This window comes from Kitasatospora sp. NPDC052868 (assembly GCF_044547105.1).
GTDB lineage: Bacteria > Actinomycetota > Actinomycetes > Streptomycetales > Streptomycetaceae > Kitasatospora.
In genome coordinates, this window is the sequence record NZ_JBITZW010000009.1 from 246,184 (window position 1) to 271,636 (window position 25,453).

Annotated in this window: 26 protein-coding genes; 11 read left to right on the plus strand and 15 right to left on the minus strand. The window is 75.3% G+C overall.

The window, feature by feature from the left end:
- Positions 1–66: 66 nt before the first annotated feature.
- Positions 67–270: a DUF397 domain-containing protein gene (locus ACIGZJ_RS18140; protein WP_392935164.1), complete on the minus strand. Its 204-nt coding sequence runs from the start codon at positions 268–270 to the stop codon at positions 67–69.
- Positions 263–1,099, minus strand: a complete 837-nt coding sequence (locus ACIGZJ_RS18145; RefSeq protein ID WP_396458129.1) for a Scr1 family TA system antitoxin-like transcriptional regulator — start codon at positions 1,097–1,099, stop codon at positions 263–265. The genes ACIGZJ_RS18140 and ACIGZJ_RS18145 overlap by 8 nt, the downstream gene beginning before the upstream one ends.
- Before the next feature lie 234 nt (positions 1,100–1,333).
- Between ACIGZJ_RS18145 and tgmA the strand changes: the two genes are divergently transcribed.
- The 4 genes from tgmA to ACIGZJ_RS18165 all read left to right on the plus strand — a co-directional run bounded on the left by tgmA (position 1,334) and on the right by ACIGZJ_RS18165 (position 4,412).
- Positions 1,334–1,600 (plus strand): putative ATP-grasp-modified RiPP, encoded by a 267-nt coding sequence (gene tgmA / locus ACIGZJ_RS18150; protein WP_396458130.1) that lies wholly within the window; start codon positions 1,334–1,336, stop codon positions 1,598–1,600.
- The gene (tgmB, locus tag ACIGZJ_RS18155; RefSeq protein ID WP_396458131.1) at positions 1,600–2,565 is read left to right on the plus strand and encodes an ATP-grasp ribosomal peptide maturase; all 966 of its coding nucleotides are present in this window, start codon (positions 1,600–1,602) and stop codon (positions 2,563–2,565) included. Before tgmA ends, tgmB begins: the two co-directional genes overlap by 1 nt.
- Positions 2,562–3,704 carry an ATP-grasp peptide maturase system methyltransferase gene (gene tgmC, locus ACIGZJ_RS18160; protein ID WP_396458132.1) on the plus strand — a complete coding sequence of 381 codons (1,143 nt, stop codon included), beginning with the start codon at positions 2,562–2,564 and terminating at the stop codon, positions 3,702–3,704. The genes tgmB and tgmC overlap by 4 nt, the downstream gene beginning before the upstream one ends.
- 216 nt (positions 3,705–3,920) lie before the next feature.
- Complete coding sequence (locus ACIGZJ_RS18165) at positions 3,921–4,412, plus strand: hypothetical protein (RefSeq protein ID WP_396458133.1); 492 nt, start codon at positions 3,921–3,923, stop codon at positions 4,410–4,412.
- Between the two features lie 18 nt (positions 4,413–4,430).
- On the opposite strand, the gene ACIGZJ_RS18170 is transcribed toward ACIGZJ_RS18165, so the two are convergent.
- The 4 genes from ACIGZJ_RS18170 to ACIGZJ_RS18185 all read right to left on the minus strand — a co-directional run bounded on the left by ACIGZJ_RS18170 (position 4,431) and on the right by ACIGZJ_RS18185 (position 9,626).
- A complete protein-coding gene (locus ACIGZJ_RS18170) occupies positions 4,431–5,069 on the minus strand; it encodes an FMN-dependent NADH-azoreductase (RefSeq protein WP_396458134.1) in 639 nt (212 codons plus the stop codon).
- A gap of 149 nt (positions 5,070–5,218) precedes the next feature.
- The gene (locus ACIGZJ_RS18175; protein WP_396458135.1) at positions 5,219–6,139 is read right to left on the minus strand and encodes a glutaminase; all 921 of its coding nucleotides are present in this window, start codon (positions 6,137–6,139) and stop codon (positions 5,219–5,221) included.
- A gap of 125 nt (positions 6,140–6,264) precedes the next feature.
- Positions 6,265–7,533 carry an ATP-binding protein gene (locus tag ACIGZJ_RS18180; RefSeq protein ID WP_396458136.1) on the minus strand — a complete coding sequence of 423 codons (1,269 nt, stop codon included), beginning with the start codon at positions 7,531–7,533 and terminating at the stop codon, positions 6,265–6,267.
- Between the two features lie 134 nt (positions 7,534–7,667).
- Positions 7,668–9,626 carry a glycoside hydrolase family 5 protein gene (locus ACIGZJ_RS18185; RefSeq protein WP_396458137.1) on the minus strand — a complete coding sequence of 653 codons (1,959 nt, stop codon included), beginning with the start codon at positions 9,624–9,626 and terminating at the stop codon, positions 7,668–7,670.
- Between the two features lie 385 nt (positions 9,627–10,011).
- Here ACIGZJ_RS18185 and ACIGZJ_RS18190 point away from each other — a divergent pair, with 385 nt between their 5' ends.
- Positions 10,012–13,194, plus strand: a complete 3,183-nt coding sequence (locus ACIGZJ_RS18190) for a hypothetical protein (RefSeq protein WP_396458138.1) — start codon at positions 10,012–10,014, stop codon at positions 13,192–13,194.
- Between the two features lie 434 nt (positions 13,195–13,628).
- Here the strand turns inward: ACIGZJ_RS18190 and ACIGZJ_RS18195 are convergent, their stop codons facing one another.
- Complete coding sequence (locus tag ACIGZJ_RS18195; RefSeq protein ID WP_396458139.1) at positions 13,629–14,336, minus strand: hypothetical protein; 708 nt, start codon at positions 14,334–14,336, stop codon at positions 13,629–13,631.
- An 83-nt stretch (positions 14,337–14,419) separates the two neighbouring features.
- Positions 14,420–15,355, minus strand: a complete 936-nt coding sequence (locus ACIGZJ_RS18200) for an NADP-dependent oxidoreductase (protein ID WP_396458184.1) — start codon at positions 15,353–15,355, stop codon at positions 14,420–14,422.
- Between the two features lie 79 nt (positions 15,356–15,434).
- Between ACIGZJ_RS18200 and ACIGZJ_RS18205 the strand changes: the two genes are divergently transcribed.
- A complete protein-coding gene (locus tag ACIGZJ_RS18205; protein WP_396458140.1) occupies positions 15,435–16,391 on the plus strand; it encodes a GlxA family transcriptional regulator in 957 nt (318 codons plus the stop codon).
- A gap of 37 nt (positions 16,392–16,428) precedes the next feature.
- On the opposite strand, the gene ACIGZJ_RS18210 is transcribed toward ACIGZJ_RS18205, so the two are convergent.
- The 3 genes from ACIGZJ_RS18210 to ACIGZJ_RS18220 all read right to left on the minus strand — a co-directional run bounded on the left by ACIGZJ_RS18210 (position 16,429) and on the right by ACIGZJ_RS18220 (position 18,408).
- Positions 16,429–16,932: a hypothetical protein gene (locus tag ACIGZJ_RS18210; protein WP_396458141.1), complete on the minus strand. Its 504-nt coding sequence runs from the start codon at positions 16,930–16,932 to the stop codon at positions 16,429–16,431.
- A 135-nt stretch (positions 16,933–17,067) separates the two neighbouring features.
- Positions 17,068–17,676: a GNAT family N-acetyltransferase gene (locus ACIGZJ_RS18215; RefSeq protein ID WP_392935134.1), complete on the minus strand. Its 609-nt coding sequence runs from the start codon at positions 17,674–17,676 to the stop codon at positions 17,068–17,070.
- A 99-nt stretch (positions 17,677–17,775) separates the two neighbouring features.
- Positions 17,776–18,408, minus strand: coding sequence for a sigma-70 family RNA polymerase sigma factor (locus ACIGZJ_RS18220; RefSeq protein ID WP_396458142.1), 633 nt, complete (start codon positions 18,406–18,408; stop codon positions 17,776–17,778).
- A gap of 76 nt (positions 18,409–18,484) precedes the next feature.
- Between ACIGZJ_RS18220 and ACIGZJ_RS18225 the strand changes: the two genes are divergently transcribed.
- The 3 genes from ACIGZJ_RS18225 (at position 18,485) to ACIGZJ_RS18235 (ending at position 20,145) form a co-directional block, all read left to right on the plus strand.
- Complete coding sequence (locus tag ACIGZJ_RS18225) at positions 18,485–19,324, plus strand: alpha/beta fold hydrolase (RefSeq protein WP_396458143.1); 840 nt, start codon at positions 18,485–18,487, stop codon at positions 19,322–19,324.
- Positions 19,325–19,437: 113 nt separating this feature from the next.
- Positions 19,438–19,674, plus strand: a complete 237-nt coding sequence (locus ACIGZJ_RS18230; protein ID WP_396458144.1) for a hypothetical protein — start codon at positions 19,438–19,440, stop codon at positions 19,672–19,674.
- A gap of 210 nt (positions 19,675–19,884) precedes the next feature.
- Positions 19,885–20,145, plus strand: a complete 261-nt coding sequence (locus ACIGZJ_RS18235; protein ID WP_396458145.1) for a ribosomal protein L7/L12 — start codon at positions 19,885–19,887, stop codon at positions 20,143–20,145.
- A gap of 40 nt (positions 20,146–20,185) precedes the next feature.
- Here the strand turns inward: ACIGZJ_RS18235 and ACIGZJ_RS18240 are convergent, their stop codons facing one another.
- The 3 genes from ACIGZJ_RS18240 to ACIGZJ_RS18250 form a co-directional block, all read right to left on the minus strand.
- Positions 20,186–21,349 (minus strand): FAD-dependent oxidoreductase, encoded by a 1,164-nt coding sequence (locus tag ACIGZJ_RS18240; protein WP_396458146.1) that lies wholly within the window; start codon positions 21,347–21,349, stop codon positions 20,186–20,188.
- Positions 21,350–21,665: 316 nt separating this feature from the next.
- Complete coding sequence (locus ACIGZJ_RS18245; protein ID WP_396458147.1) at positions 21,666–22,190, minus strand: AAA family ATPase; 525 nt, start codon at positions 22,188–22,190, stop codon at positions 21,666–21,668.
- A gap of 12 nt (positions 22,191–22,202) precedes the next feature.
- On the minus strand, positions 22,203–22,670 hold the full coding sequence (locus ACIGZJ_RS18250) for a hypothetical protein (protein ID WP_396458190.1): 468 nt from the start codon (positions 22,668–22,670) through the stop codon (positions 22,203–22,205).
- Between ACIGZJ_RS18250 and ACIGZJ_RS18255 the strand changes: the two genes are divergently transcribed.
- Complete coding sequence (locus ACIGZJ_RS18255; RefSeq protein WP_396458185.1) at positions 22,624–23,127, plus strand: TetR-like C-terminal domain-containing protein; 504 nt, start codon at positions 22,624–22,626, stop codon at positions 23,125–23,127. The genes ACIGZJ_RS18250 and ACIGZJ_RS18255 overlap by 47 nt on opposite strands.
- A 36-nt stretch (positions 23,128–23,163) precedes the next feature.
- Here the strand turns inward: ACIGZJ_RS18255 and ACIGZJ_RS18260 are convergent, their stop codons facing one another.
- Positions 23,164–24,477, minus strand: a complete 1,314-nt coding sequence (locus ACIGZJ_RS18260) for a DUF3533 domain-containing protein (RefSeq protein WP_396458148.1) — start codon at positions 24,475–24,477, stop codon at positions 23,164–23,166.
- A 335-nt stretch (positions 24,478–24,812) separates the two neighbouring features.
- Between ACIGZJ_RS18260 and ACIGZJ_RS18265 the strand changes: the two genes are divergently transcribed.
- Positions 24,813–25,418: a histone deacetylase gene (locus tag ACIGZJ_RS18265; RefSeq protein WP_396458186.1), complete on the plus strand. Its 606-nt coding sequence runs from the start codon at positions 24,813–24,815 to the stop codon at positions 25,416–25,418.
- The last annotated feature ends 35 nt before the right edge of the window (positions 25,419–25,453 follow it).

Consider the following 25,453-nt stretch of genomic DNA (forward strand, 5'->3'; position numbering starts at 1 on the left):
GATGCCGGAACCGGCGCCAGGGGGGCGCCGCGCGTCGGCGACGAGAGGGCAGCCCGCGCGGGGGCTCTACACGTCGCCGAACTCGCCGGCTCGGACCGCGGTGACGAACGCTGCGAATGCGACGGCGGGGAAGAACAGCGCAGGCCCCCCGGGGTCCTTGCTGTCCCGTACGGGGACCAGGTCGGACAGTCCCTCCGCCACCTCCACGCACTGCCCTTCCTGGGCGCTGTGCGAACTCCTGCGCCAGCGCGCACCGGACAGATCAACCATGGTCTTCGAACCCCTTTCGTGCCTCTCGGATGAAGCTCAGAGACGCCGCTCGGGGCAGCGCTTCGACCTGTAGTTGATCGTACTCACCTGCCCACTCGGCCAGCGTCTCCGGATCTCGCTCGAGGAACCCCCGCCGCTGCGTCTCGCTGTAGCCCACCATGGCCCGGTCAGGCATGGTCAGCAGCGTGACCGGGTGGGCGAAGGGCCTGTCCTCGCCGAGCGCGAAGGGTGCGACCTGGAGGATGACCCCCGGCCTCTGTGCCAGTGCCTCCAGGTGCCGCAGCTGCTCGATCATGACCACCCGCTGTCCTATCGACCGGCGGAGGCATCCTTCATCCATCACCGCATGGATCCGGGGCGCCGGCTGCCGGTCGAGGCGTTGCTGGCGACTCAGCAGCATCGACAGGCGTTCGTCGGCCTGTTGTTGACTCGTGCGACCCCGGCGGACTCGCGCCCCCTGGTACGCCTCCGCATAGGCAGGGACCTGAAAGAGGCTGGGGACGATGTTGATCTCGAACAGCCGTATTGCCACGGCGTCAGCCTCGCTGCGCAGATACTCGGCGAAGCCCTCGAACAGGACGCCGCGCCCCGCCTTGCGCCACTCGCGTTCGAGGTGGCCCGAGATCTCGAACGCACGATCAAGTCTTCTGGCAAATCGCTGAGTCGGAGGCTTTCGACCTGTTTCGACGGCAGACACATGGACGGCCGAGTACTCGGTGGCCGCCGCCAGGTGGTCCTGAGTCCAGCCCCGCGCCTCTCGCAACGTGCGAACCTGCGCACCAAACGCGGCAGCGGGCGAGGAGTTCGGGTCAAGTTCCTTGCGGTTCATGATCGTTAGCTTCTCTTCCTTCCTGGTTGAAAGGTTGAAGACATCGGGGACTCTAGGCCACAGTGAACCGCCTCGGTAGCGGCTCGACTACGCAAGGGAGCGATGGTGACTGCCCGGACGGCTTGGCCGGCGAAAAGGATCTACCGCTCCGAGGCGGGCGAACCGGCCCGAGGACGGTGGCGTCGAATGGTCGACGCCGCCGCGTGGGATCGGACCATGGGAGGCGCAGAACAGATGACGCAGACACCCGCACCTTGGGGTACGACCCGGATGGGGCCGTTCGCGGCCACCGTCCCGGTCCCGCAGTACACGCCCGTGATCGACCCGGACACCCAGATGGCCGTCCTCATCGACGACCGGGGCCGAACGGTCGAGCTGGCCGGGCACGGCACCAGCACCAGCGGTGTCACCCAGACGCAGACGACCCCTGACGGAAACTCGACGGGGGCGTCCGACACCGACGTCACCGAGTCCTACGACCAGGACCAGAGCGGCGGCTGATGTCCGACCAGCGCAGGTCGGTGCTGGTGCTGACCAGTCCCTACGATGCGACCGCGGATCTGGTCCTGCGGGTGCTCGCCGAGCACCGGGTGCCCGTGGTCCGCCTCGACCCCGGCGCCGACCTGCCCGCGGGTGCCTCGCTGACCGCCACGTTTCGTACGGGCGTTCAGCGGGGCACCCTCCGCACGTCAAGCAGGGAACTCGACATCACCCGGGTACGGTCGGTCTGGGTACGTCGGCCCTCGCCCTACACGGGACCGCCGGACCAGGACGACCAGAACCGCCGCTTCGCCGCGGAACAGTCGTTCTGGGGTGCCGGTGGCATCCTCGCGACGCTCCCCGGAGCGCACTATGTCAATCACCCGTGGAACAACCGCGCCGCCGAGTACAAGCCTGCACAGCTCGCCACCGCCCAGCGCTGCGGATTCCTGCTGCCGAACACGCTGATCACCAACGATCCGGTAGAGGCTCGGGAGTTCGCCACCTCCCAACACGGCAGGGTGGTCTACAAGCCGCTGTGGAACTCGCCCTACCGGGTGGACGGCCGGCCGCACAGTGTGTGGGTTCGGGAGGTGAGCGGGTCCGAGATCACCGACGCCGTGTCCCTGTGTCCCCATCTGTTCCAGGCCAAGGTGGACAAGGCGTACGACGTGCGGGTGACCGCCGTCGGTGAGCGCCTGTTCGGAGTTCGGATCGACAGCCCCGACATCGACTGGCGCGTACGGCAGGACCTGATGACGTGTACCCCGATCGAGGTGCCCGAGCGGGTCGCCCGTGTGGTCGCTGCCTATCTCGGCGAACTCCGGTTGACCTTCGGCGCGTTCGACTTCGCCGTGACGCCGTCCGGTGACTGGTGCTTCCTTGAGTGCAACCCCAATGGCCAATGGGCGTGGAAGCCGGCGGACATCGCCGAAGCAATCGCCTGTGCCCTTGCCGACCAGCTACGGAAAGGCCTCGACAGATGAGCACATCGGCCCAGCTCCGCGCCGCCCTGGTGGACAGACTCACCGAGGACGGCACACTCACCGGGCCCGAGTGGCGCAGCGCTGCCGCCGCGGTTCCCCGGGAGCTCTTCGCCGGGTCCTACTTCGCGCCGGTCGCCGGGAGCGTCCCGACCGGTTTCCGCGCCGTGCGTGAGGGTGAACCCGGATGGCTGGAGGGCATCTACACGGACCGGACACTCGTCACCCAACTCGACGGGGCCACCAGGCCCGACGACGTGGCGGACGGGAGCGTGAGCGGTTCCCCTTCGTCGTCGTCCACGCTTCCGTCACTGGTGCTCGGCATGTGGCAGCGGCTCGACACCGGCGCCGGGCAGCGGGTGTTGGAAATCGGCACCGGAACCGGCTACTCGACCGCTCTCGGCGCGCACCGCCTCGGGGACGCCAATCTCACCAGCATCGAGTACGACCCGGTGGTGGGCGGAGCGGCTGCCGCGGCACTCAAGGCGGCCGGGTTCGCCCCCCGGCTGATCATCGGCGACGGGCTGCGCGGCGACCCCGGCGGGGGCTGGTACGACCGGCTCATTGCCACATGCGCGGTCCGGTACGTCCCGCCCCCGTGGCTTCACCAGGTCAAGCCCGGCGGTCGGATCCTGGTCACCCTGTCCGGGTGGAGCTATGCGAACGCCCTCGTCCTGCTCGACGTGACCGGTCCGGGGGAGGCCACCGGCCGGTTCCTGCCCGGCTTCACCAGCTTCATGATCGCCCGTCCGCACGACCGCCCCCCGCTCCCGGCGCTGGACCTGCTGCCGGGTGAGGAGCGCCCGAGCCGGGTCGACCCGGCAGCGCTCGACAACTGGACGGGCGGATGGGTGGCCCAGCTCGCCGCGCCCTCGGCCGTTCGCATGGGGGTGGGCACACAACAGGTCCTCTGGGATGTGTCCACCGGATCGCAGGCCCGAACGGCACCCGCCCCTGACGGCGGGTGGACCGTCGTACAGCGCGGTCCCGTACGCCTGTGGGACCAGGTCGAACGCTCGGTACAGCGCTGGCAGGCCGCCGGCGAGCCGCACCAGGAGGGCTTCGGCATCACGGTCACGGGGGCCGGCCAGCGAGTGTGGCTCGGCACCGAGGACGGTCCGGGCTGGGACCTGCCGATCTGAGGCGGACAACCATCACAGACACCCGGAGGCGCCGGGTTCCGTCGGCGCGCGGCCGGCGGACCGGGGGCGCGGTTCGCCGGGTCGGGGCAGTCGGCGGTCCCCGTACGGGTGGCCCCGGCCGTGTCCCGGCCCGGCGGGAGGGGCCGCGCCTCGATCCTGGGCACGGCAGGGCCGACCGGACCTGCCGGCGCAGCGAGGACGAGGTGGGTGAGGGCGATGTCCCGGCAGGTGTTCCAGAAGTCGTTCCGGAAGTCGGTCCGCAGGGCCGTGCAGGTGGCGGGCGCGGTGGTGGTGCTCGCGGCCGGGCCGGCCACGGCGGCGGCGCCCTGCGGCGCCGATCTCGCGGTGACGGCCGCGAACCCGGCCCCGGCGCCCGGGGGCGGCACGACGACGGTGCACCCGGTGGTGATCAACACCGGCGACTCGGCCACCACCGCGCCGTTCACCCTGGTGGTCCAGCTGCCGCCGGGGGTCGTCGGTGTCGGGCAGGCCCCGAGCGTGTGCTCCACCGGCCCGTTCGGCCACACGGTGACCTGTACGTTCCCGGCGGGCCTGGCGCCCGGCGGCACGGTCGCCGCCGACGTCCTGCTCTCCATCGCCTCCGGGATGGACCCCGGGGTGCTCGACGGGTCCGTGACGGTCGACCTGCCCGGGGACCCGACCCCGGCGGACGACAGCGCCCGCTTCGACATCGTCGTGGTGCCGTAGGGGAGGGCGGCGGGCCCCTCAGCGGGCCAGCCGGTCCACGGCCTCGTACGCCACCGCCAGGGACTTCTCGGCCAGCGGCCTGAGGGCGGCCATCGCGGGCACCGTCCGTGCCGTCGTCAGCTCGGCGTGGACGAAGGCCAGGTCGCCCGCGAGGCCGATCGAGCCGAGGACCGCCCGCAGGTACGGCTCCTGGTGGTCCCAGCCCTCGCGGGGGGTGCCGGGGGCGTACGAGCCGCCCCGGGCGGTGACCACCACGACGGACGCGCCGCCGAGCGGGCCGGGGCCGGCGCCGGGCGCCACCATGTGGGCCGGGGTGACCAGGCGGTCCAGCCACGCCTTGAGCGTCGAGGGGATCGCGTAGTTGTACATCGGGGCGCCGATGACCACCGTGGTCGCCGCGCGCACCTCGGCGGTCAGCGCCTCGGTCAGCGCCCGCTCCTGCGGGGGCTCGCCGTGGTCGCCGTCCGGGTCGAGCATGGCCTCGCGCACGGCGTGCGTGAGGTGCGGGACGGGGTCGGCCGCCAGGTCGCGGTAGGTGTGGCCGGCGCCCGGGTGGTGGCGGCGCCACTGGGCGGCGAAGCGGGCGGACAGCTCCCGGGACACCGATCCGCTCGCTCGGATGCTCGCGTCGATGTGCAGGAGGGCAGGCGAAGGCATGGGAGGACCTCGGAGGGTGTCGGGGGCGGAGGACGGCCCCGCCGCCGACGGTGGAGGCCGCCGGCGCGGCCCGTCGGCGGCGGGCGATGACGACCGTAGACATTGACGCCACCGTCAAGGCAAGCCGCGCCGCCCCACCTCCCCGGGGGTCAGAACACCGACCAGCCGGTCGCCGTCGTCAGCGCGTCCAGGGCGGCGACGCCGAGCACCGAGTTCCCGGCGCCGTCCAGGCCCGGGCTCCAGACGCAGACCGTACCGCGCCCCGGCAGCACCGCCAGCACGCCCCCGCCGACGCCGCTCTTGCCCGGCAGGCCCACCCGGTAGGCGAACTCCCCCGCCGCGTCGTACGTCCCGCAGGTGAGCAGCACGGCGTTGATCCGCTTGGCCTCGCTGCGCGACAGCAGCCGGCTGCCGTCGGCCCGTATCCCGTGCCGGGCGAGGAAGAGGCCGGCCAGGGCGAGGTCGTGGCAGCTGGCCTCGATCGCACAGTGCGCGTAGTAGTGCGCGAGGACGCTGTCCACCGGGTTGCGCAGGTTGCCGTAGCTGGCCATGAAGTGCGCCATCGCGGCGTTGCGGTGCCCGTGCTGGGCCTCGGAGGAGGCGACCGAGTCGTCGACCGCGACGGCCGGGTTGCCGGACTCCGCGCGCAGGAACTCCCGCACCGCCCCGACCGCGTCGCCGGTGAGCTTCAGCAGCCGGTCGGTGACGACCAGGGCGCCGGCGTTGATGAAGGGGTTGCGCGGGATGCCGTGCTCCGACTCCAGCTGCACCAGCGAGTTGAAGGGGTTGCCGGAGGGTTCGCGGCCCACGCCCCGCCAGAGGCCGTCGCCGCCCTGGGCCAGGGCCAGGGCCAGGGTGAACAGCTTGGACACCGACTGGATCGAGAACGGGTGGCGCCAGTCCCCCGCCCCGAACACCCGGCCGTCCACGGTGGCGATCGCCATGCCGAAGGCGGCCGGGTCGGCCTGGGCGAGGGCGGGGATGTAGTCGGCGACCCGCCCCCGCTCGGGCGCGCGCCGGGCCGCCTCCATCGCCTCCTGCAAGAGCACCTGGTAGTCCGCATCGTTCACGCGGACATTCTGGTCCACCCCCGGCGACCAGCGGCGACCCGGGTCGCCGGACGCTCCCGGGTGTCGGCGGGACGGCCGGACCGGGGCCGGGGCCGGGGGCCCGGGGAGGCGGGCGGCCGTCCCCCTCAGGTGCGTCCGTAGCGGACCGCCTGGTCGGCGAACTCCCGGGCCATCTCCTCGGTCACGGTCGCCCGCGTGCGGTGGATGGCGTCCAGGTAGTCCCCGGTGACGGGCTCGGTCCGCTCCCCCGTGTCGAGGGTGCGTTCGAAGGCGGCCTGGGCGACCGCCATGGCGACCTGTCGGATGTCCGCGGGGGTGAAGCCGCTGCTGGCGTCGGCCAGCACCGCCGTGTCGGCCGCCGTGCCCGTCTTGGCGGTGTAGCGCGCCCACAGGGCGTTGCGGGCCTCGTGGTCCGGCGGCCCCACCGGCAGGACGTAGTCGAACCGGCCGTGGCGCAGGAACGCCGGGTCCAGGGCGGCCACCGAGTTGGTGGCGCAGACGAGCAACCGGCCCTCCCGGTCGCGGAACCGCACGATCGACTTGAGGAGTTCGTTGACCACGCCGACCGACCCGGGGTCGGCGAGGCTGCGGGTGCCGGCGACCTCCTCGACCTCGTCGATGAAGACCAGCACGTGCTCCAGCTGCGCCATCTCCTCGAAGCGGCGGCCGAGCCCCGTGGCGAGCCCGTCCTCCAGCGCGAGCCGGGAGGGGAAGAGCTCGACGAACGGCCAGCCGAGCCGGCCGGCCACGGCCTTGGCGAAGGTGCTCTTGCCGGTGCCCGGCGGACCGAACAGCACGACCGCGCGGGGCGGCTCCACCCCGTGGGCGTCCGCGAGTTCGGGGTTGGCCAGGGGCAGCACCAGCCGCCGTTCGATGAGCCGCTTCTCGTCGGCCATGCCGGTGAGCTGCGCCCAGAGTCGGGCCTCGGGCACCACCGCGCCCAGCGACGCCAGGACCGCCGCGCCCTGGGCGCCCACGGACTCCGGCTTCTCGAAGTAGGTGAGCCCCCGGCGGGGGCGGAACCCGGAGTTGCCCAGTGCCGTCGCCCCGGACTCCTCCTCGGGCAGCAGGGCCGCGACGATCCTGGCCCCGGCGCCCTGCAGGCGGTGCTCCAGGGCGGACAGCAGCGCGGTGCCCAGGCCCAGGTTGCGCCAGGCGGGGTGCAGGGCGATCCGCAGTACCCAGGCCCGTTCCCCGTCCACCCGGCCCACCGCGGCGCCCACCAGGTGGCCGTCGGCCACCGCGACGACGCTCGGGTTGCGCGCCTGCAGCGCGGCGACGAGCTCCGAGAGCCGGAAGACGGCGGGCCGGTCCGTGGTGGCGCTCTCGCCGTCGAGGCGCACCACCGCCTCAAGGTCGTCCGGGGTGAAGTCCCGAACGTGCCACACCGCCATGCCGGGCCTCGAAGGTCGCGATTCCGGGGCTTCCATCATCACCCGCCCCCTGCCGTGTCGCCTGCGCTGCCGCCTGCCCGGGGAGCGGCCGCGGCCGGTCCCCGGGCAGGGGTGTCGCGAGCGGGCGGGGGGTGTCAGGCGAGCGGGCGGCAGAGCAGCGCGTCGGGGGTGCCGCGGGAGCCGACGCGGGTGGTGAAGGCGATCCCGGCGGCGTACTCGGTGGAGGCGCACTGGCCCTTGTAGTCGCCGTCGGCGAAGTCGCCTCCGGGGCCGCCGGCCGGCCGGTTGTCGCCCCGGTCGAACCAGACGGTGCGCCCGGCGGCGGGCAGCGGGCCCCGGGCCGGCGCGCACAGGGCCGCCGACACGGTGGCGCCGCGCCGGCTGTAGCCGATGAGGAACCGGCCCTGGGGGCACTGCAGTTTGGTGTACCCGCCGGCCCAGTCGCCGCCGGGCGGCACGTAGCGCTCGTCGCGCACCACCGTGGCGTCGTCGCCGACGGCGCGCAGGTCGCCCGCGGTGGCGGTGTCGGTGCACAGGCCGCGGCCGGTGCCGCGGCCCAGGCCCAGGAGCCGCTGGCCGTCCGGGCAGGCGGCCTTGCGGGCGCCGGCGTCCCAGTCGCCCAGGCGGCGGGTGCGCAGGGACTCGACGGCGTCGCGGTGGTCGACGGCCAGCATGTCCCAGGTGTCGGCGGCGGCCACCGGTCCGGTGCGCTGCGGGGCGCCCAGCAGGCGGCTCCAGACGGGGGCGCGCCAGTCGGGGCCGTCCAGCAGGCCCGAGCGCCGGCCGGCGGCGTCGAAGCGCAGCAGGGCCCAGTCGTCGCCGCCCGCCCGGCCCTGGGCGTCGGTGCTCCAGCCCACCAGGGGCCAGTAGGCGAAGTCCGCGTCCATGGCGGCGAGGCGGTCGGTGAAGGCGGCGAACCAGGCCTTGGGGGCGGTGCCCGTCTCGCCGGCCCCGATGCCGAACTCGCTGATCCACACCGGGGCGGTGAAGTGCTGCCCGGTCTCGGTGGAGACGTAGAACGCCTCCTCGTCCAGGGCCTGTTCGAGCTGTTCGCGGGTGAGGTCCTGGTAGCGGGCGTCGTGGGTCTCGCCGAGTCCGGTGGCGCCGCTGTGGCGGGGGCCGGTGTAGCCGTAGAAGTGCGCCGAGTAGACGAGCTTGTCGGAGGCCACGAGGGTGTGGGAGAGGGTGCGCACGGGGGTGAGGGCGGGGCGGCCGTGCGGCAGGAAGTCCACCGGTACGCCGGTCCAGTTGATGCCCTCGACGATGATCAGCAGGTCGGGGTCGGCCTCGGTGAGGATGCGGTCGCCCGCCTCCTGGGCGGCGGCGTACCAGTCGTGGGCGTCGCCCAGGCCCCAGTTGGGGTCGTCGAGGACGTCGCGGCGGACCTCGTTGTAGAGGTCCGCGCCGACCACGCGCTTGTTGTCCTTGTAGCGGCGGGCCATGGCCACCCAGTCGTCCTCCCACTGGCGGGTGGACTGGGCGCTGTTCCAGCGCTCGTTGCCGTCCACGCCGCAGCACCAACGGCTGGTGTTGGTGTGGTTGTTGAGGATGACGGCGAAGCCGTCGGCGGTCAGGGCCTCGACGACCGCGTCGAGGACCTGCAGGGGGGTGCGGCCGCGCAGCTGCGGGTTGGCCGCGACGGCGCGGTCGGGGACCGGGGCCGTGGCGTGGACGAGTTCGTTGGAGAAGGGCAGCCGGATGCTGTTCAGGCTCAGTTGGCGAAAGCCCGCGAGGATGGCGGACACCGGGGCGCGGTCCAGGCCCAGGGGCACGCCGAAGGACTGCTGGCCGCTGTGGTGGGTGGCGGGGTCGGCGCTGTCGCCCGAGCCGTTCCACGATCCCTGGGCGCCGTCCCAGTTGCCCGACTTGAGCCGGAAGCGGTTTCCGGTGGCGTCGACGATGTAGCGGCCGCGGGTGGACAGCGGCGCCGTCCAGGAGGGCGCCGGGTCCGCGGCGGCGGCGGGGTGCTGCAGGCCGGGGTTCTGCGGGCCGGGTGGCGGCGCGGCGTCCGCGGGGGCCGGGAGCCAGGCGCAGAGCGCGGCGAGGACGCAGGCGAGGACGGCCCTGCGCGGGGTGCGGGTGGTGGTCAACATGTCCTGCCTGAGGGAAGCGGGAGCCGGGAGGGGGGCGGCGGGTGCCGGGGCGCCGGGTGGGGCGGGGGTGGGACGGGCGGGTGCCGGACCGCGTTACCCGACGGTAGGGACGTCGCGTGTTCCTGACAAGGCCCCGCGGTGGCCGGCCTGCGTCGGGCCGGTGTCCGGCCGGCGTCCGGGCGAGGGGTGTGAACCGGGCCTACCGGTACGCGGGGTGACGGTTGATCACTATCATGTCGGCGGTGTCGGTACGCACGCGGCCGGGCGCTGCCCGGGGGCGTAGGGTGTGCCGACCGGTGGGCGGCCCCGGCCGCGACCGGGCCCCGGCAGGGGCGGCGGGTCGGGGGCCGTAGGGGCTCGGGGGGACGGGGAGGGGAGCTGCACCATGGCCGACGGCATTCCGGTGGAACCGGGCCCGGTGGACGGGGACCAGGGGCCCCGGCCCGGTCCGCGCACGCGGGTGGACTGGCGGCTGCGCGGCCGCCGCGAGCGCGGCCCGCAGGACGCCGTCCCCCCGCCGTCCTCGCGGCTGGGAGCGGCGGCGCTCCCGCGGCCGCGGACCAGGGTCGACCCGGACGCCCCGACCCGGGTCAAGCCGCAGCACCCCCCGCAGACCGTCACCCGCGGCCCCGCGCCCGGGCGCGGCGGGCACTTCGGGGGCGCCTTCCCGGCGGCCCTGCTGGACCGCTACGAGCCGTACGGGGTCGCCGGATCGGGCACCGAGGGCACCGTGTGGCACGTGCGGCGCACCGACGGCGGCGGCGAGGCCGCGGTGAAGGTCGCGGCGCCCGGCCAGGGCATGGACGCCGAGCTGCTGGAGCACCTGCGCAACGACGACTACCGGCGCCACGTGCCGCAGATCCTCGGCCACGGCCGCATCGAGCACGCCGGGGCGGGCTGCGACTGGGTGGCGATGGAGTACCTGCCCACCACCCTCGCCGACCACATCGCCGACCTGCGCCGGGAGGGCCGGCACACCGAGGAGCAGCGGATCGCGCGGATCGTCGGCGAGCTCGTCGCGCTGCTGGACTTCTGGCAGCAGCGGATCCGGCGCACCCCGGTGGACTTCAAGCCGGCCAACATCCTGGTGCGGCCGGACGGCGGCCCCGGGGAGTTCGTGATCGCGGACTTCGGCGGCGTGGCCCGGCTCAGCCGGAACTTCTCCACCGAGATGCAGGTGACGATCCCGTACATGGCGCCCGAGCAGCTGGCCGGCACCAACCACCCGGCCGGGCCGTGGTGGGCGCTGGGCAACGTGCTGTACGAGCTGTTCACCGGCCGGCCCCGCTACCTGGGGGCGGACGGCCTGCTGGTCAGCGACGAGGTGCTGCAGTACGACCTGGTGATGGGCGAGGAGGTCGACCTGCGGGCCGTCACCGACCCGCGGCAACTGCTGCTGCTCCAGGGGCTGTTCACCAGGAACCCGGCGCAGCGGTGGACCGCCGGGCAGGTGCGGGCCTGGCTGGGCGGCGGCTCCCCCGAGGTGGCGCGCCCGGCGGGCGGGTACGCGGGCGGCGGCTACGCGGGTGCTGCGGCGCACCGCCCGATCACCTTCCTCGGCGACCCGTACCACGACCCGTCCGTGCTGGCCCGGGCGATGCTCGGGCGCTCCGCCGACGCGGCGCACTGGCTGGCCGGGGGCGGCGGTGCGGTGCGGCTGCTGGCCTGGCTGCGCGACGAGGTGCAGGACACCGTCTTCGACCTGCACTACCTGCGGGACGTCGACCTCACCAGGGGCGCCAAGCGGGCCGGCGCGGCGTCGCTGGCGGTGCTGGCCCTGGGCGCCGCGTTCGCCCCGGGCGCCACCCCGTACTACGGCGACCGGCCGGTCGACGCGGCCGGGATCGTGCGGATCACCTCCGCGCCGGACGCCCTCGCGTTCATCGACGAGCTGGTCGCCGCCTCTGCGCCGGCCATCGCCGCCCGCTACGACTGCGACCACCCGGAGTGCTCCGGGGAGCACTGCGGACGGCTGCTCGCCCTCGCCCAGCTGCCCGAGGTGCTGGCCGAGGTGGAGCGTGCCGCCCAGGCCCTGGGCGGCGGGCGGCGCACCGGTCGGGGCTCCGGCACCGGGCGGGGTGCCGAGGGGGCGGGCGGCGCGCTGAGCGCGGACGAGCGGGCCGACGCGCACCGCCGCGCGGTCCGGCTGGCGGTCGACCCCCGGGAGCACGCCCCGCTGGTGGCCGAGCTCTCCCCGCTGCCCGCCGCCCTGCACCGGCTGCCGGTGCCCGCGGCCGTGTCCGCCTACCTGCCCGCGCGCCTGTCCGCCACGGTGGCGGCGGTGGCGGCGGCCGTGGTGGAGGCGGCCCTGGCCGTGCGGGCCGCGGTGCGCCGCACCGATCCGGACACCGTGCGGCGGCGCTGGTCGGCCCTGCGCCGGCGCGCGGTGCGCTGCGCCCCGGACACCGCGGCCGGGCGCGCGGCGCTGGTCGCCGCCGCGGTGCTGCGCACCAGGGCCGTGCGCGCGGCGGACCCGGCGGGCCCCGGGGGCGGCGGCGAGGCGCCCGCCTGGCGGCCCTGGGCGCACGCCTGGTGGGTGAACGCCCGCACCGGGCTGCCGCGCCGGGCGGCGGCGGCCCTGCTGATGGTGATCGCCCTGTCGCTGATGCTCTGGTCGGGCGCGGTGTGGCGGCTGGCCATCGACGCGGGGACCAAGCTGGAGGTCCTGCCGAACGGCGCCTTCGGCGGTCCGCTGCGCACGGTCGGCGAGCGCGCGGCCCACCAGGTGGTCTGGCAGTTGGGCGCGGCCCTGGCCGCGGCGCTCACCGCGGCGCTGTTCCCGGCCCGGGTCGGGCGCGGGACGCTGGCGCTGACCGCCGCCGCGGCCTTCGCGATCGGCTACCTGCGGCTGGGGCCGCCGATGACGGTGCTGCGCCCGCCGCAGGCGCTGGCCGACCGGGTGGTGGTGTTCGAGGGCGGCATGGGCAGCTGGGCCGGGGTGGCGGCGACGCTGGCGGTGGTGCTGGCCCTGGTCCTGGTCGAGCGCTCCGCCACCAACCTGCTCAAGCCCGCCCACGACGCCCGCGAGCGCACCGTCCGCACCTGGGGCCGCCTCGCCACCCGGCGCAGGCCCCCCGTCGCGGGGCGGACCGTACCGTCCCGGGACCCGAGGCAGTGGCGGCCGGGGCCCCGGGGCCTGCGCGACCGGGCCCTGTTCGCGCTCGGCGCCACCCTCGTCCTGGTCGTCCTGCTGTGGGGGTCGGTGGAGGTGCGGCTGGCCGCCACCGGCCACCACCCCACCGCGGCGTCCTGGGGCACGGGCCGGACCGGGGCCGCCTACCAGGCCGGGTTCGTGGTGCTGCTGGCCACCGTGTCGGTGCTGAGCGCGCTCGCCACCCCGCGGACCGCCCGCCGGCTCTTCGTCGCCTGGCTGCCCGCCACCCTGCTGCTCGGCGCCTGGCCCCCGCCGCTGGGGCCCCTGGAGGCGGTGCGGATCCCGGTGGCCGGGCCCTGGTTCGAGGCCGTCGCCGAGCTGTGGGGGCACAGCGCGTTCTGGGCCGCCCTGCTGGTCGCCCTGCCCGTCGCCGCCTACGGCATCCTGCGCACCCTGCGGCGCACCCGCCGCTGACGGACCGGGGCCATTAATCAGGGTGCTGACACCTGGGGCACAGCTCGTGGCGGCCCTCGGGTGTGATCACGGTGCCCCAGCTGCGGCATTCTTCGCAGCCGCGGGCCCGGTCGATGTTCGCGCGGACGGTAGGAGCGTGGGGGTGGGCTCCATGAGTCATGGGTGATCTTCCTCTGTAGAGCACTATCACTTACGCCCAGTTTGCCATGGTTCGTATAGATATGCGGCGGGGCGGCATTCGCACCCTCCACCACGGAGCCGGCCTCGCCCGCGCCGGCCTCTGCCTTCGACTCAGTCGAACTCCGGTGCCCCACAGGCGACTTGTCTGATTTCTCGCCGGTCAAGCCGACGGGCCGGCCGGGCGTGGAGCCGCGCCCCGGGCGGGCTGCCGCAATCGAACCCGCGCTTGCCGAGGCCGGTGCGGCAACGGCTTCTCACGGGGTCTCGGGGACGACCTCGACGCCGGCGGCGAGCATGGCGGCGGCGATCCTGCGGGCGAGGGCGTCGTCGCACACCAGCAGGGTGGTGCCCGGTTCGTCGCGGAGGCGGGGCAGGTGGCCGCCGCCGGCCTCCTGCAGCTGCCACCGGTCGCGCTCGGTGGTCCACAGCGGGGCGTAGCCGGCGAGGGCGCGCTCGACCCCGGCCGCCTCGGCCGCGGCCGAGGTGCGGCGGCCCGCGGGCGGGGGCGCGGGCTCGCCGCCCAGGGCGACGGCGGTCAGGTAGCCGCGCCCGTGCGGGGGTTCGGTCCACAGGCCGGGGGGCGGGACGGGTCCGAGCGCGTGGAGGACCTCGGCGGCCGGGTAGCCGAACAGGTCGATGTCGTCGAGGACGACGGGCGTGCCACCGGGCCCGTCCGAGGCGGAGCGGGCGCGTCTCAGCACGACGGTGTGCAGCAGCGGCTCGCGGGGCGCCCCGGCCGCCCGGCCGGGTCCGCCGGCCCGGACGGCCACGGTGAGGTCGCCCCAGCGCGCGCTGTACCCCCACGCCGCGTCGGGCGCCGCCGGCGACACCGGCACCGGCGCCGGCCGCGCGTCGGCGAGGGCGGCCAGGGCCCGGCCGGCGGCGTGCTCGTCCATGCCGAAGCGCAGCAGGCCGCCCGTACCGGGCAGTGCGACCCCCGTTCCCGCCAGCAGCTCGAACACCGCCCGATCCTCCCGTGCGGGCGGGTACCGCGACAAGCACGGGAGGATCGGGCCGGGGCCGCGGGGGCGCGGGCGGGGGGGGCCTATTCGGCGACGGTGAGCACGACCTTGCCGGTGACCCGGCCGGTGTCGCCCAGGTCGTGGCCCTTGGCGGCCTCGGCGAGCGGGAAGGCCGCCTCGACGACGACCCGCAGGCGCCCGTCGGCGACCAGGTCGGCGACGGCCTGCATGCCGGCCTGGTCGGCCTCGACGAGCAGCGGGTAGGCCCGCACGCCGAGGGCCTCGGCCCGGGCGGCGAGGTCGGCGGGCAGCGAGCCGAGGGCGATGGTGACCAGCTCGCCGCCGGGCTTGAGGGTCTCCAGGGAGCGGATCGCCGTCTCGCCGCCCAGGGTGTCGAAGACCAGGTCGACCGGGTCGATCGCGGTGAAGTCCTCGCTGCGGTAGTCGATCAGTTCGTCGGCGCCCAGCTCGCGCAGCAGCGCGTGCTTGGGGGCGCTGGCCGTGCCGATCACGTGGGCGCCGCGCGCCTTGGCGATCTGCACGGCGAGGTGGCCGACGCCGCCCGCCGCGGCGTGGATCAGGACCCGCTGGCCGGGCCGCACGTCGGCGGCGTCCACCAGGACCTGCCAGGCGGTCAGGGCGGCCAGCGGGATCGCCCCGGCCTGGACGTGGTCGATGCCGGCGGGCTTGCGCACCAGCGCGCGGGCCGGGGCCACCACGTACTCGGCGAACGAGCCGACGCCGTGCGGGTAGGGCAGCATCCCGAACACCTCGTCGCCCGCCCGGTGGATCGTGACGCCGGGGCCGACGGCCTCGACGACGCCGGAGACGTCCCAGCCGAGCACCAGGGGCAGCCGGCCGAGGAACCCGGCGAACTGGCGGTGCTTCCAGTCGGTGGGGTTCATGCCCGCCGCGTGGACGCGCACCAGCACCTCGGAGGGGCCGGGTACCGGGCGCTCGATCTCGGTCTGCCGCAGGACGTCGCTGCCGCCGTAGGTGTGCTGGGTGATTGCCTTCATCATGGTCATGGATCCAGGATGTCCCGGCCCGACCTGCCCGGATAGCGGCCCGAAGGTCATGGTGTGCAAGGATTGGGCCATGCACCGCGTCGTCGTTCTGGCCCTGGACGGGGTCATCCCGTTCGAGTTGAGCCTCCCCTCCCGGCTCTTCGGCGCCGCCACGGACCCCGACGGGCGGCCGCTGTACGAGGTGGTCACCTGCTCGCCGGACGGGCGGCCGGTCCGTACCGCCGCGGACTTCTCGATCGCCGTCGAGCACGACCGCGCCGTGATCGCCCGGGCCGACACCCTGGTCATCCCGGCGGCCGAGGAGTTCGCCTCGATCGTCGACCGGGACACCCTGCCGCGCCGCACCGCCGAGGCGCTCGCCCTGGTGCGCCCCGACACCCGGATCGCGGGGATCTGCGTGGCCACCTTCCTGCTCGCCGCGGCGGGCCTGCTCGACGGCCGCCGGGCCGCCACCCACTGGTGCCACTCCGAGCGCTTCCGGCGGCTGTACCCGCAGGTCGAGCTCGCCCCCGACGTCCTGTTCGTCGACACCGGGCGCGTCCTGACCTCGGCCGGCGCGGCGGCCGGGATCGACCTGATCCTGCACCTGATCCGCTCCGACCACGGCAGCGCCGTCGCCAACCAGGTCGCCCGGCGCTGTGTCGTCCCCCCGCAGCGCGAGGGCGGGCAGGCGCAGTACGTGGAGCGGCCGGTGCCGGCGAGCCCGGACGCCGGGACGTCCACCACCCGCGCCTGGGCGCTGGACCGGCTGCACGAGCCGCTCCAGCTGGCCGACCTCGCCGGCCACGCGGGCATGAGCCGGCGCACCTTCACCCGGCGCTTCCGGGCCGAGGTGGGGCTGAGCCCGGGCCAGTGGCTCACCCAGCAGCGGGTCGACCTGGCCCGGAACCTGCTGGAGAGCAGCGACCTGCCGGTCAACCGGATCGCCGAACGGGTCGGCTTCGGCACCGGCGCCTCCCTGCGCCAGCACCTGCACACCGCGATCGGCGTGCCGCCGGGCGTCTACCGCCGCACGTTCCGGGCCTGAGCCCCGGGTCCGCGGCGGCTCAGCACTCCGCGGCGGCTCAGTACTCCCCCGGGCCGTACTCCGGGTCCGCGGAGCCGGTCTCGACCGCGGTCATGCCGTGGAAGACCCGGCCCGCCGCCCGTGCCAGCTCCAGGCTCCGGGTGAACACGTCGATCCGCGCCTGCGGCTCCAGCTCCATCAGGCCCGGCGGCCACGTCCCCGGCGGCACCACGATCACGATCACCCCGCCGCGGTCCCCGGCCGCCGCCAGCCAGCCCTCCGACGCCTCGACCGGCGAGGCCGGCTCCCACACCTGCCGGCCGCCCACCAGTACCAGCCGCGCCAGGCGGCTGCCGCTCGTCTCCACCACCCCGGTGGTGTCCGGCGGCTCCCCCGCCGCGATCGTGAAGCCGCTGTCCACCAGGTCCGACAGCAGGTCGCCGTGCAGCCGGGGGCCGACCTCCACGATCACCTCCGCGTACGGCGGCCCCGACTCCGTACTGCGCACCGCCAGCGCCCACACCATCGGGGCCCGCGCCGCGCCGCCCGCCTCATCAGCCATGCCAGGCCCAACGAGCCACCGGCCCGGACCGCACGCGGTCACCGGCACCGGCCTCGGGCCGGGCCGCCGGCCGGGTCCGCTGCCGGGTCCTCCGCCGGGTCCTCCGCCGGACCGACAAGACGTTCAGCGGGCCGTTCAACGGGCCGGGCGCCACATCGTGGTGACGGTCTGGCCGCCGGCGATGGCGACCTCGTCGCGGGGGGTGAAGCCGACGCTCTCGTAGCGGCGGATGTTCGCGGGGTTGGAGGACTCCAGGTACGCGGGGGCGCCGAGCGCGTCGATCCGTGCCAGGCCCTCGGCCAGCAGGCCCATCCCCAGCCCCCGGCCGCGGTGGTCGCCGTGGGTGGCCAGCAGGGTGAGGTAGAAGCACGGCACGCCGGGGTGCGCCGCCTCGAGCCGGTCGCCGATCTCCACGATCGCCCCGGACACCTCGGGCCCCGCGATCCGCGTCAGGAACTCCCCCAGGCCGTCGCCCTCCTCGGCGGTCAGCTCCGTCCCGCCCGGGGGGATCCACACCGAGACGGCCTCGACGCCGGGGGTCACCAGCGTCCACGGGTAGCGCAGCGCCGAGGCGGCGTAGTACCGCCACATCGCGGCCGCCTGCACCGCGCGCCGCTCCACGTCGGGGAACGCCGGGCCCCACAGCGGGTCCTCGAAGAACGCCGAGGTCAGCGTGGCGACGATGGCGTCGACGTCTGCGGGCGTGGCCGTCCGCGCGGACACCGGGGGGCGAGGGGAGCTCATCCGTCCACCCTAGGCTCCGCCTTCAGGGCGTGCGCGCTCCGGTCCGCCCGGCGGCGGGTGCTCGGGCGCGGGTGCTCAGGCGCGCGGGCCGGCGAGGTCTCAGGAGGCGTCCCGCAGCCGGTCGCGCTGGACGCGCTGGGCGAGGGCGCGGCGCACGGAGGCCGGTTCCACGGGGGCGGGTTCCACGGGGGCGGGGGCGCCGTGCGCGGGCAGGTCGAGGCCGCGGGCGACCGCGTCGTAGGTGTCGCGGTAGGCCGCGGGCAGGTCCGCCCGGTGCACCCTGAGGTCCTCCTCGACCAGGCGGCGCAGCTCGTCGACGCTGCGGGGGGTGAAGCGCACCCGTCCGCGGGCGACGGCGCGCACGTGGCGGGTGCAGCGGGCGGCGGCGCCGAGGGTCTGCGCGATCTCCTCGGCCAGGCCCCACAGGCGCCCTTCGAGCCAGGGGGTGTCGCGCTGGTCGAGGGCGAGCGCCATCGGGGCCGGCGGGTCGTCGCGGTACTTGGCCACCTGCTTGGACACGGCGGGCTGGCTCATCCCGGTGAGCCGGGCGATCTTGTCCTGGGTCCAGCCGAGGCCGGCCAGCACCTTGATCATCTCGGTGCGCAGCGCCCGCATCTCCTCGCCTGCGCGGATGACCTCGTTCATGTCGGCGAGCATCCGCCCGACCTGGTCCTCGGTCAGCGCCTCGGTCGGTGCCTCGGGGTTTCGGTACGCGCTCTCGTCAGCTGCCACAACCCGGTTATACACCACCGCACCAGTCGCCATAACCAGGTTGTATAACCGGGTTATGGCTGGCATGATCCCGGCCATGCCCACTTTCACCGCCCCCGACGGCACCCTGCTCGCCTACCGCACCACCGGAACCGGCGCCCCGCTCCTGTGCCTGCCCGGAGGCCCCGCGGACTCCTCCTACCTCGGCGACCTCGGCGGCCTGTCCACCCACCGCCGGCTGATCGTCCTGGACCTGCGCGGCACCGGGCGCTCCGCGCGCCCCGAGGACCCCTCCTCCTACCGCTGCGACCGTCTCGTGGCGGACGTCGAGGCGCTGCGCACCCACCTCGGGCTGCCCCGGATCGACCTGCTCGGGCACTCCGCCGGCGCCAACCTCGCCACGCAGTACGCGGCCCGCCACCCGGACAGCGTCCGCAGACTCGCCCTCGTCACCCCCGGCACCCGCGCCGTCGACATCCCGATCACCGGGCGGACCCGGCGCGAGGTCGCCCGGCTGCGCGCGGGCGAGCCGTGGTTCCCGGCGGCGTTCGCCGCGCTGGAGGAGATCACCGAGGGCAGGGGCGGCGACTGGGAGGCCGTCGCCCCCTTCTTCTACGGCCGCTGGGACGCCGCCGCGCAGCGCCACCACGCGGCCGGCCGGCCGGACAACGAGGAGGCCGTCGCCGGCTTCGGGGCCGAGGGCGCCTTCACCCCGCAGGCCACCCGCGCGGCGCTCGGCGCTCTGGAGGCCCCCGCCCTGCTGCTCGCCGGGGAGTTCGACCTGAACAGCCCGCCCGAGGCGGTGGCGCGGTTCGCGGAGCTGTTCCCCGACGCCGCACTCACCGTGCAGCCGGGGGCGGGCCACTACCCCTGGCTCGACGACGCCGACCGGTTCACGGCCGCCGTCGCGGCGTTCCTCGCCCAGGGCAGGGCCTAGCCGGGACCTTGGTCCCGGCCGCGGGGGCCGTTGGCACCGGTTCCCTAAAGGGGTTCGTTACGCACCCTGGGAGGCGGTACACCCCCGAACCACGTGAGGAACGACGCCTTTCCATGTCCGACGACGTGATCGTGCACCGGCTGGTGGACGCCTTCTTCACCCACTGCCACCACTGCGACGAGCCGGGCGACCCCGAATGCCACCCCCGGTCCCACTGGCGGCTCTACCTGGACCTCGACCGCGACACCCTGCAGCGCATCCGGCAGTGGGCACTGGACCCCGACAGCCACCCCGCCACCCCCGCCGAACGGGCCCTCCTCCTCCACTGGCTCGACACCCAGGGCGCCTGAGCGCCGCACCCATCCCCCTCGCCAGCTGTCCAGCGAAGCGTCTCGGGCTCGCCGCTGCGGGTCGCGACGGCCTCGTCGGCGCGGGTTCGGGCAGCGAGGCGGACCCGGCCGGACGGGCCTGGGTAAGGACCCCGCAACTTGCTCCGCGTGCGGCCCTCCTCCTGCCATAGGGTGAGGCTGACCTCCCCAAGGGCAACGGATGGAGGGGACATGGACGACGACGGGTACGTCACGCTGGTCTGTGACTTCGTGCCGTACAGCGTCGTGCTGGGCGATCCCGGCACCCGCACCATAGACGTGCTCAAGGAGATCCGCCGGCTCACCGGGCTCAGCCTGTGGCACGGCAAACTCCTCATCGGGCAGCTTCCGGCGACGGTTCTTGAAGACCAGTCCAAAGACACGGCTCAGGCAGCCGCCGGCGCTCTTCGCGCCGTTGGTGCCGTCGCCCATGCCGTTGGACAGAACGGCTGAGGAACCCGGCGTCGAGGTCACGTCCCTCGACGGCCGACCGTCAGGGCAGCGGGGTGTGCCAGGTGAGGAGGTGCAGGAGTTCCTCGTCGGGGCGGGAGTCGGGGGGCCGGGGGGCCGGGGGCGGGGTGGGGGCGGCGGTGGTGGGGGCGGCGGTGAGGCGGGCGCTGGTGGCCGTGTTCCGGTCGGTGCGGGGCCTGCGGTGGTGTTCGTAGCGGGCCAGCGCGTCGGCGGGGGCGGGCGTGTCGCGCAGGGCCTTGGCGAGGACGACCGCGTCCTCCAGCGCCATCGAGGCGCCCTGGCCGGTGGCCGGCGAGGCGGCGTGGGCGGCGTCGCCGACCAGGACGGCGCGGTCGGTGCGCCAGCGGGTGCCCTGCTCCAGGTGGAGGGCGTTGGTGACCATCAGCCGGTCGCCGGTCGTGGCGACGATCTGCGCGGTGGGCGTGCGGTCCGGGTCGAGCAGCGGATGCAGCCGGCCGCGCCACTGGGCGGGGGTGGTGGCGGCGGCCTCCTCCGCGGTGACGGGCGGGCCGGGCACCCGGGCGAACCAGTAGGTCTCACCGGCCGGGGAGAGCAGGTAGCCGAAGGCGGTGGCGCTGCCGCGGACCATGGTGATCCGGCCGGTCCCACCGGGCGGCGGCGGGGTGGCGGTGCTGTACCCGTAGAAGACGCGCTGGCCGGCGTAGGCGGGAGCGGGGGCGGCGGGGTCGAGCCAGGCGCGGACGGCGGAGCGCAGCCCGTCCGCGCCGACCAGCAGGTCGCCGGTGGCGGTGGTGCCGTCGGCGAAGTGGGCGCTGATGTCGGCGGCGGTCTCGGTGACGCCGGTGAGCCGGGCGCCGTGCCGGATCGTGATGCCGCGCCGGCGGACCTCGCCCTGGAGGGCGGCGCCGAGTTCGGCGCGCCGCAGGCAGCGGTAGCGCAGCAGCGGGTCGTCGGGCTCGCCGAGCGGGGTGGTGGCCAGCTCGGCGCCGTGCTGGTCGACCACGTTCATGGTGGTGATCGGGAAGCCGAGGGCGGCGACGGGTTCGGCCGCGTCGAGCTGGGCGAGCGCGCGCATGCCGTTGCCGGCCAGGGTGAGGAAGGCGCCGATGTCCTCCCCGGTGGCGGGGTGCGCCTCATGGACGGCGACGTCGAAGCCGGCCTTGTGGAGCGCCAAGGCGGCCGCCGCCCCGGCGATGCCGCCGCCGATGACCAGAATCCGCGTCAACTCGCGCCCCTCTCGGACGTGTTGTCCCCGCCGTCGGCCGGAGCCGGCTCGCGGCGGGTCGAACTCCCCACTCGGATCGCCATTCTAGGTCGGCGGCGCAGCGCGGAGCCGGCGGAAGGCGGTCACCCCCGCCGCCGCGCGCGCCCGCCTCAACGGGTGACCGGCTTGCGTGCCGCGCCGCCGGCCTCGGGCAGCTCGCCGGGCAGCGCCCACTGGTGGGCGTCGTGTTCGGCGACGGGAGCGGTGTCGAGGACATGGGCTGCGCCATGACCGAGGACCCTGCTCCCAGCGCCGAGTCACACCGTGTCGGGCCGGGTCACACGAACGACGGCCACCGGTCGGCGGCCCACTCCCGCCAGTCCGCCCAGCCCGGGGGCGGGCCGGTGACGGCGCGGCCTCCCAGCTCCGCCGCGTCGGGCTCCTCGAAGTGGGCCCGCCCGTGCAGGATGTCGGCCTCGGTCATCGGGAACGTCTCCGCTGGGGCGTTCGCCCAGCGGTGGGCGATCCGCCTGCGCTGGGTCTCGTCGTTCACCGGCAGATAGACCATGCGGAAGCACACGCCCTCGCCTTCGACCAGCCACCGGATCGCGGTCCGCTCGTCCCGGGACCAACAGCCGTAGTCCACCACCACGTTCGTGCCCAGCTTGACCGCCTCCAAGGCGAGCCAGAGCATGCGCCCTTCCAGCACGTCGCGCTTCCCGTCCGCCTCCGCCATACCGAACAGGGGGATCATCCAGTCGTCGGGCGTCAGGCGAAGCGCGCCGTGCTCCTCGGCGAGCTGCCGGGCCTTGGTGGTCTTCCCGGCCCCCGGGAGGCCGACCATCAGGAACAATGTGGTCACACCCCGATCGTGTCAGGGAGGCCGGGCGGACGGCCAGCGCTTTGTCCGCCTGATCGCGGCCCGCCAGAGGCCGCCCAGGCCGGCGGCCATGACGGCGGCCATGACGGCGAGTCCGGCGGCGACGGTGGCCCGGGTGCCGAACCGGGCTGCGCTGCGGTCGCTGGTGCCGGCGGTGGCGGCCATCGACAGCGCGAACGGCAGGGCGCCGAGCCCGGCCTCGAACGGGCTGAATCCGTGGACGAGTTGCAGGTACTGGGTGTAGCCGAACAGCAGGCCGAACAGGGCGAAGAAGGTGATCCCGAGGATGGCGCTCGCGGCACTGAACGTCCGGTCGGCGAACAGCCGCACGTCGACCATCGGGTGGGCGGTGCGCAGTTCCCAGTGGGCGAACACCGTGAGCAGCGCGAGCGCCGCGCCGGCCTCGGCCGCGGTGGTGGGGGTCAGCCAGCCGCGTTCGGGGCCCTGGACGCATCGCCGCACCCTCGATCTACGCGCACTTCCCCGACCGGGACGCCATCGTCGAGGCGGTCGTCGTCGAGGCGATCACGCAGCTCCAGCAGACCGTCACCTCCGCCGTCACGGCGCACGAGGCCCCGTCGAGGCGCTGCTCGCGGGCTGCGCCGCCTACGTCGGCTTCGGCGTGCGCGAACCCGCCCGCTACCGCATCCTCTTCGGCTGGGCCCGGCCCAAGCCCGAGGCCCCCGCCGCCGACGTCCCCGGCCGCCAGGGGCTCGACGCCTTCCAGATCCTCGTCGACAACCTCGACGCCTGCGTGCGCGCCGGCCGCTCGTCCAGCACCGACCCCTTCGCCGACGCGGTGACCATCTGGGCGGCCCTGCACGGCCAGGTCACCCTGCGGGCCGACCCCGGCTTCCCCTGGCCCCCCGCCGACACCGTCGAGCAGATGGCCCGCCGCCTGGGGCGCATCGACCCCTGAGCAGGGCGGCGGGCAGCGGCGGGCCGGCGGGGCCCGTCAGTCCAGCTCGGGGTGGAAGCGGTGCAGGCCCTTGCGGTCGTAGTAGGAGGTCATGGCGAAGCCGAAGGCCAGGGCCGCGACCGTCCCGATCGCGATCATGGTCCAGGCCCGGGCGAGCCCGGCGTCGGCGCGGGCCCCGAAGTACAGGATCGACCGGACGCCGTCGCTGAGCTGGCGCATCGGTTCGAACACCGCCAGCCCCCGGTAGAACGTCGGCAGCGCCTGCAGCGGGACGGTCGCCCCGGAGGACGGGAGCGACAGGGCGATGAAGACGAACATGCTGATCAGCTGCCCGATCCCGCCGAACGCGGCGACCAGCGCCTGCACCCCGAGCCCCACCGCCGCGCTCGCGCAGACCGAGAAGACCCACAGCAGCGGCAGGTGCGAGGCGTCCACCCCCAGGATCCCCACGGTCGCCAGCATCACCAGACTGGACGTCAGCACCGAGAGGACGACGGACATCACGCTGGTGACGACCAGCGTCCCGGTGCGGGTGATGGGCACCAGCGGCCGCTGGGTGCGCATCGGCCCCAGCTCGCTGGCGGCGTAGCCGAGTGCGACGTCGACGCCGTTGCTGATGATGTTCGCGCCCAGGAACCCGCAGAGCACCAGCAGCAGCGTGTAGTAGAACGCCGTCAGGCCGAGCCCGCTGTGCGGGCCGATGGGGTGGCCGACCTGGACGTCGACGGTCACCGGGTCGGCCAGCTGCAGCTGCGCCGCGTTGCTCGACGTGCCGCCCTGCGCCGGGGGCTGCGCCTGCGCCTGGGCCTGGGACTGGGCGGTGAGGGCGGCGCCGAGGCGCGCGGAGGCCTGCTGTGCGGCGCTCTGGGAGATCGAGGAGGCCAGCGAGGACTCCAGGCTGCCCACCCCGGGGTTGGTCAGCACGGTGATCGTCGGGCGCGGCGGCGGCTGCTGGGCCGGGGCGCCCAGCGCGGCCACCGCGGCGGTGAAGCCCGCCGGGACCTCCAGGGCGCCGGCGAGCTTTCCGGAGGCCATCTGGTCGTCGGCCTCGGCCCGGTCGAGCACCCGCCAGGAGACCTGCTCCCTGGGGTCGGGCGCGGCGGCGATGCCGGCGGTGATCTGGGCGCCGAGGTTCTGCTGCTGCCCGGCGAGGGGGGCGCCCCGGTCGGAGTTGACCAGGCCGATCGGCAGCCGGTGCAGGTCCGCGCGCGGGTTGACGATGCCGCCCATGTAGAGCAGGGACAGCAGCAGGGACAGCAGTCCGACGATGACCGTCGGGACCGCCCAGACCTTGGGGTTGCGCAGCACCTGGCGGGCCCGCACGCCGCCCTCGGGCCGGTTCGGGGTCATGGTTCTCCTGCGCGTCGTCGTCCGGATCGGCCCCCGCCCGAAGGTAGTCGCCGTGCCCCGCGCGGCGGGTGCGCCTCGCCCGCCGCGTCCGCCGGGGCGACCCGGTCGGCGGCAGGAGGTACGGCCGCGGGCGGTGCGGCCGCGGGCGGGTAGCGTCGTGGGGCATGGAGGAGATCCGACGCACCGCCGGGCACGGGGCGCAGGAGGCGGGGGCCGGGCCGGTGGCGCCGCCGATGGGGCCGCCGCCGGCGGTAGGGCGGGTGCGGCCGTGGACCGGGCCGCTGGCGGCGGTGGGGCCGCAGGGGCCGCTCTGGTACGCGGCCTACGGGTCGAACATGCGGGCCGACCGGCTGGCCTGCTACCTGCGCGGCGGGCGTCCGGAGGGCGGGGCCCGCAGCTATCCGGGCTGCCGGGACGCCCGGCCGCCGGCGCGGGCCCTGCCGGTGCTGCTGCCCGGGGTGCTGTACTTCGCGCTGGAGTCGCCGGTGTGGGGCGGCGGTATGGGCTTCTACGACCCGGCGCGGGCGGGGCGGGTGCCCGCGCGGGCCTATCTGCTGACCGCCGGGCAGTTCGGCGACATCGCCGCGCAGGAGATGCACCGCGGGCCGGGGGCCGACCTCGACCTGGCCGGGGTGCTCGGCGGCGGCCGCGACCGGCTCGGGCCCGGCCGGTACGAGACGCTGGTGTGCCCGGGCACCCTGGACGGGGTCCCGGTGCTGACCTTCACCGCCCCCTGGGGGCTCGGCGGCGCCGAGCTGAACGCGCCCTCCGCCGGGTATCTGCGGGTCCTCGCCGCCGGGCTGGGCGAGGCCCACGGCTGGGGCCGGCGGCGGGTCGCCGGGTACCTCGCCACCCGGCCCGGGGCGGCCGGGCACTGGAGCGCCGCCGCCGTCCTGGAGGCCCTCGGGGAGGCCCGCCGCGGGCAGGTGCCGGACCCCTGAGACGGTGGCGCAGCGGGGAGGGCGGGGACGGCGCA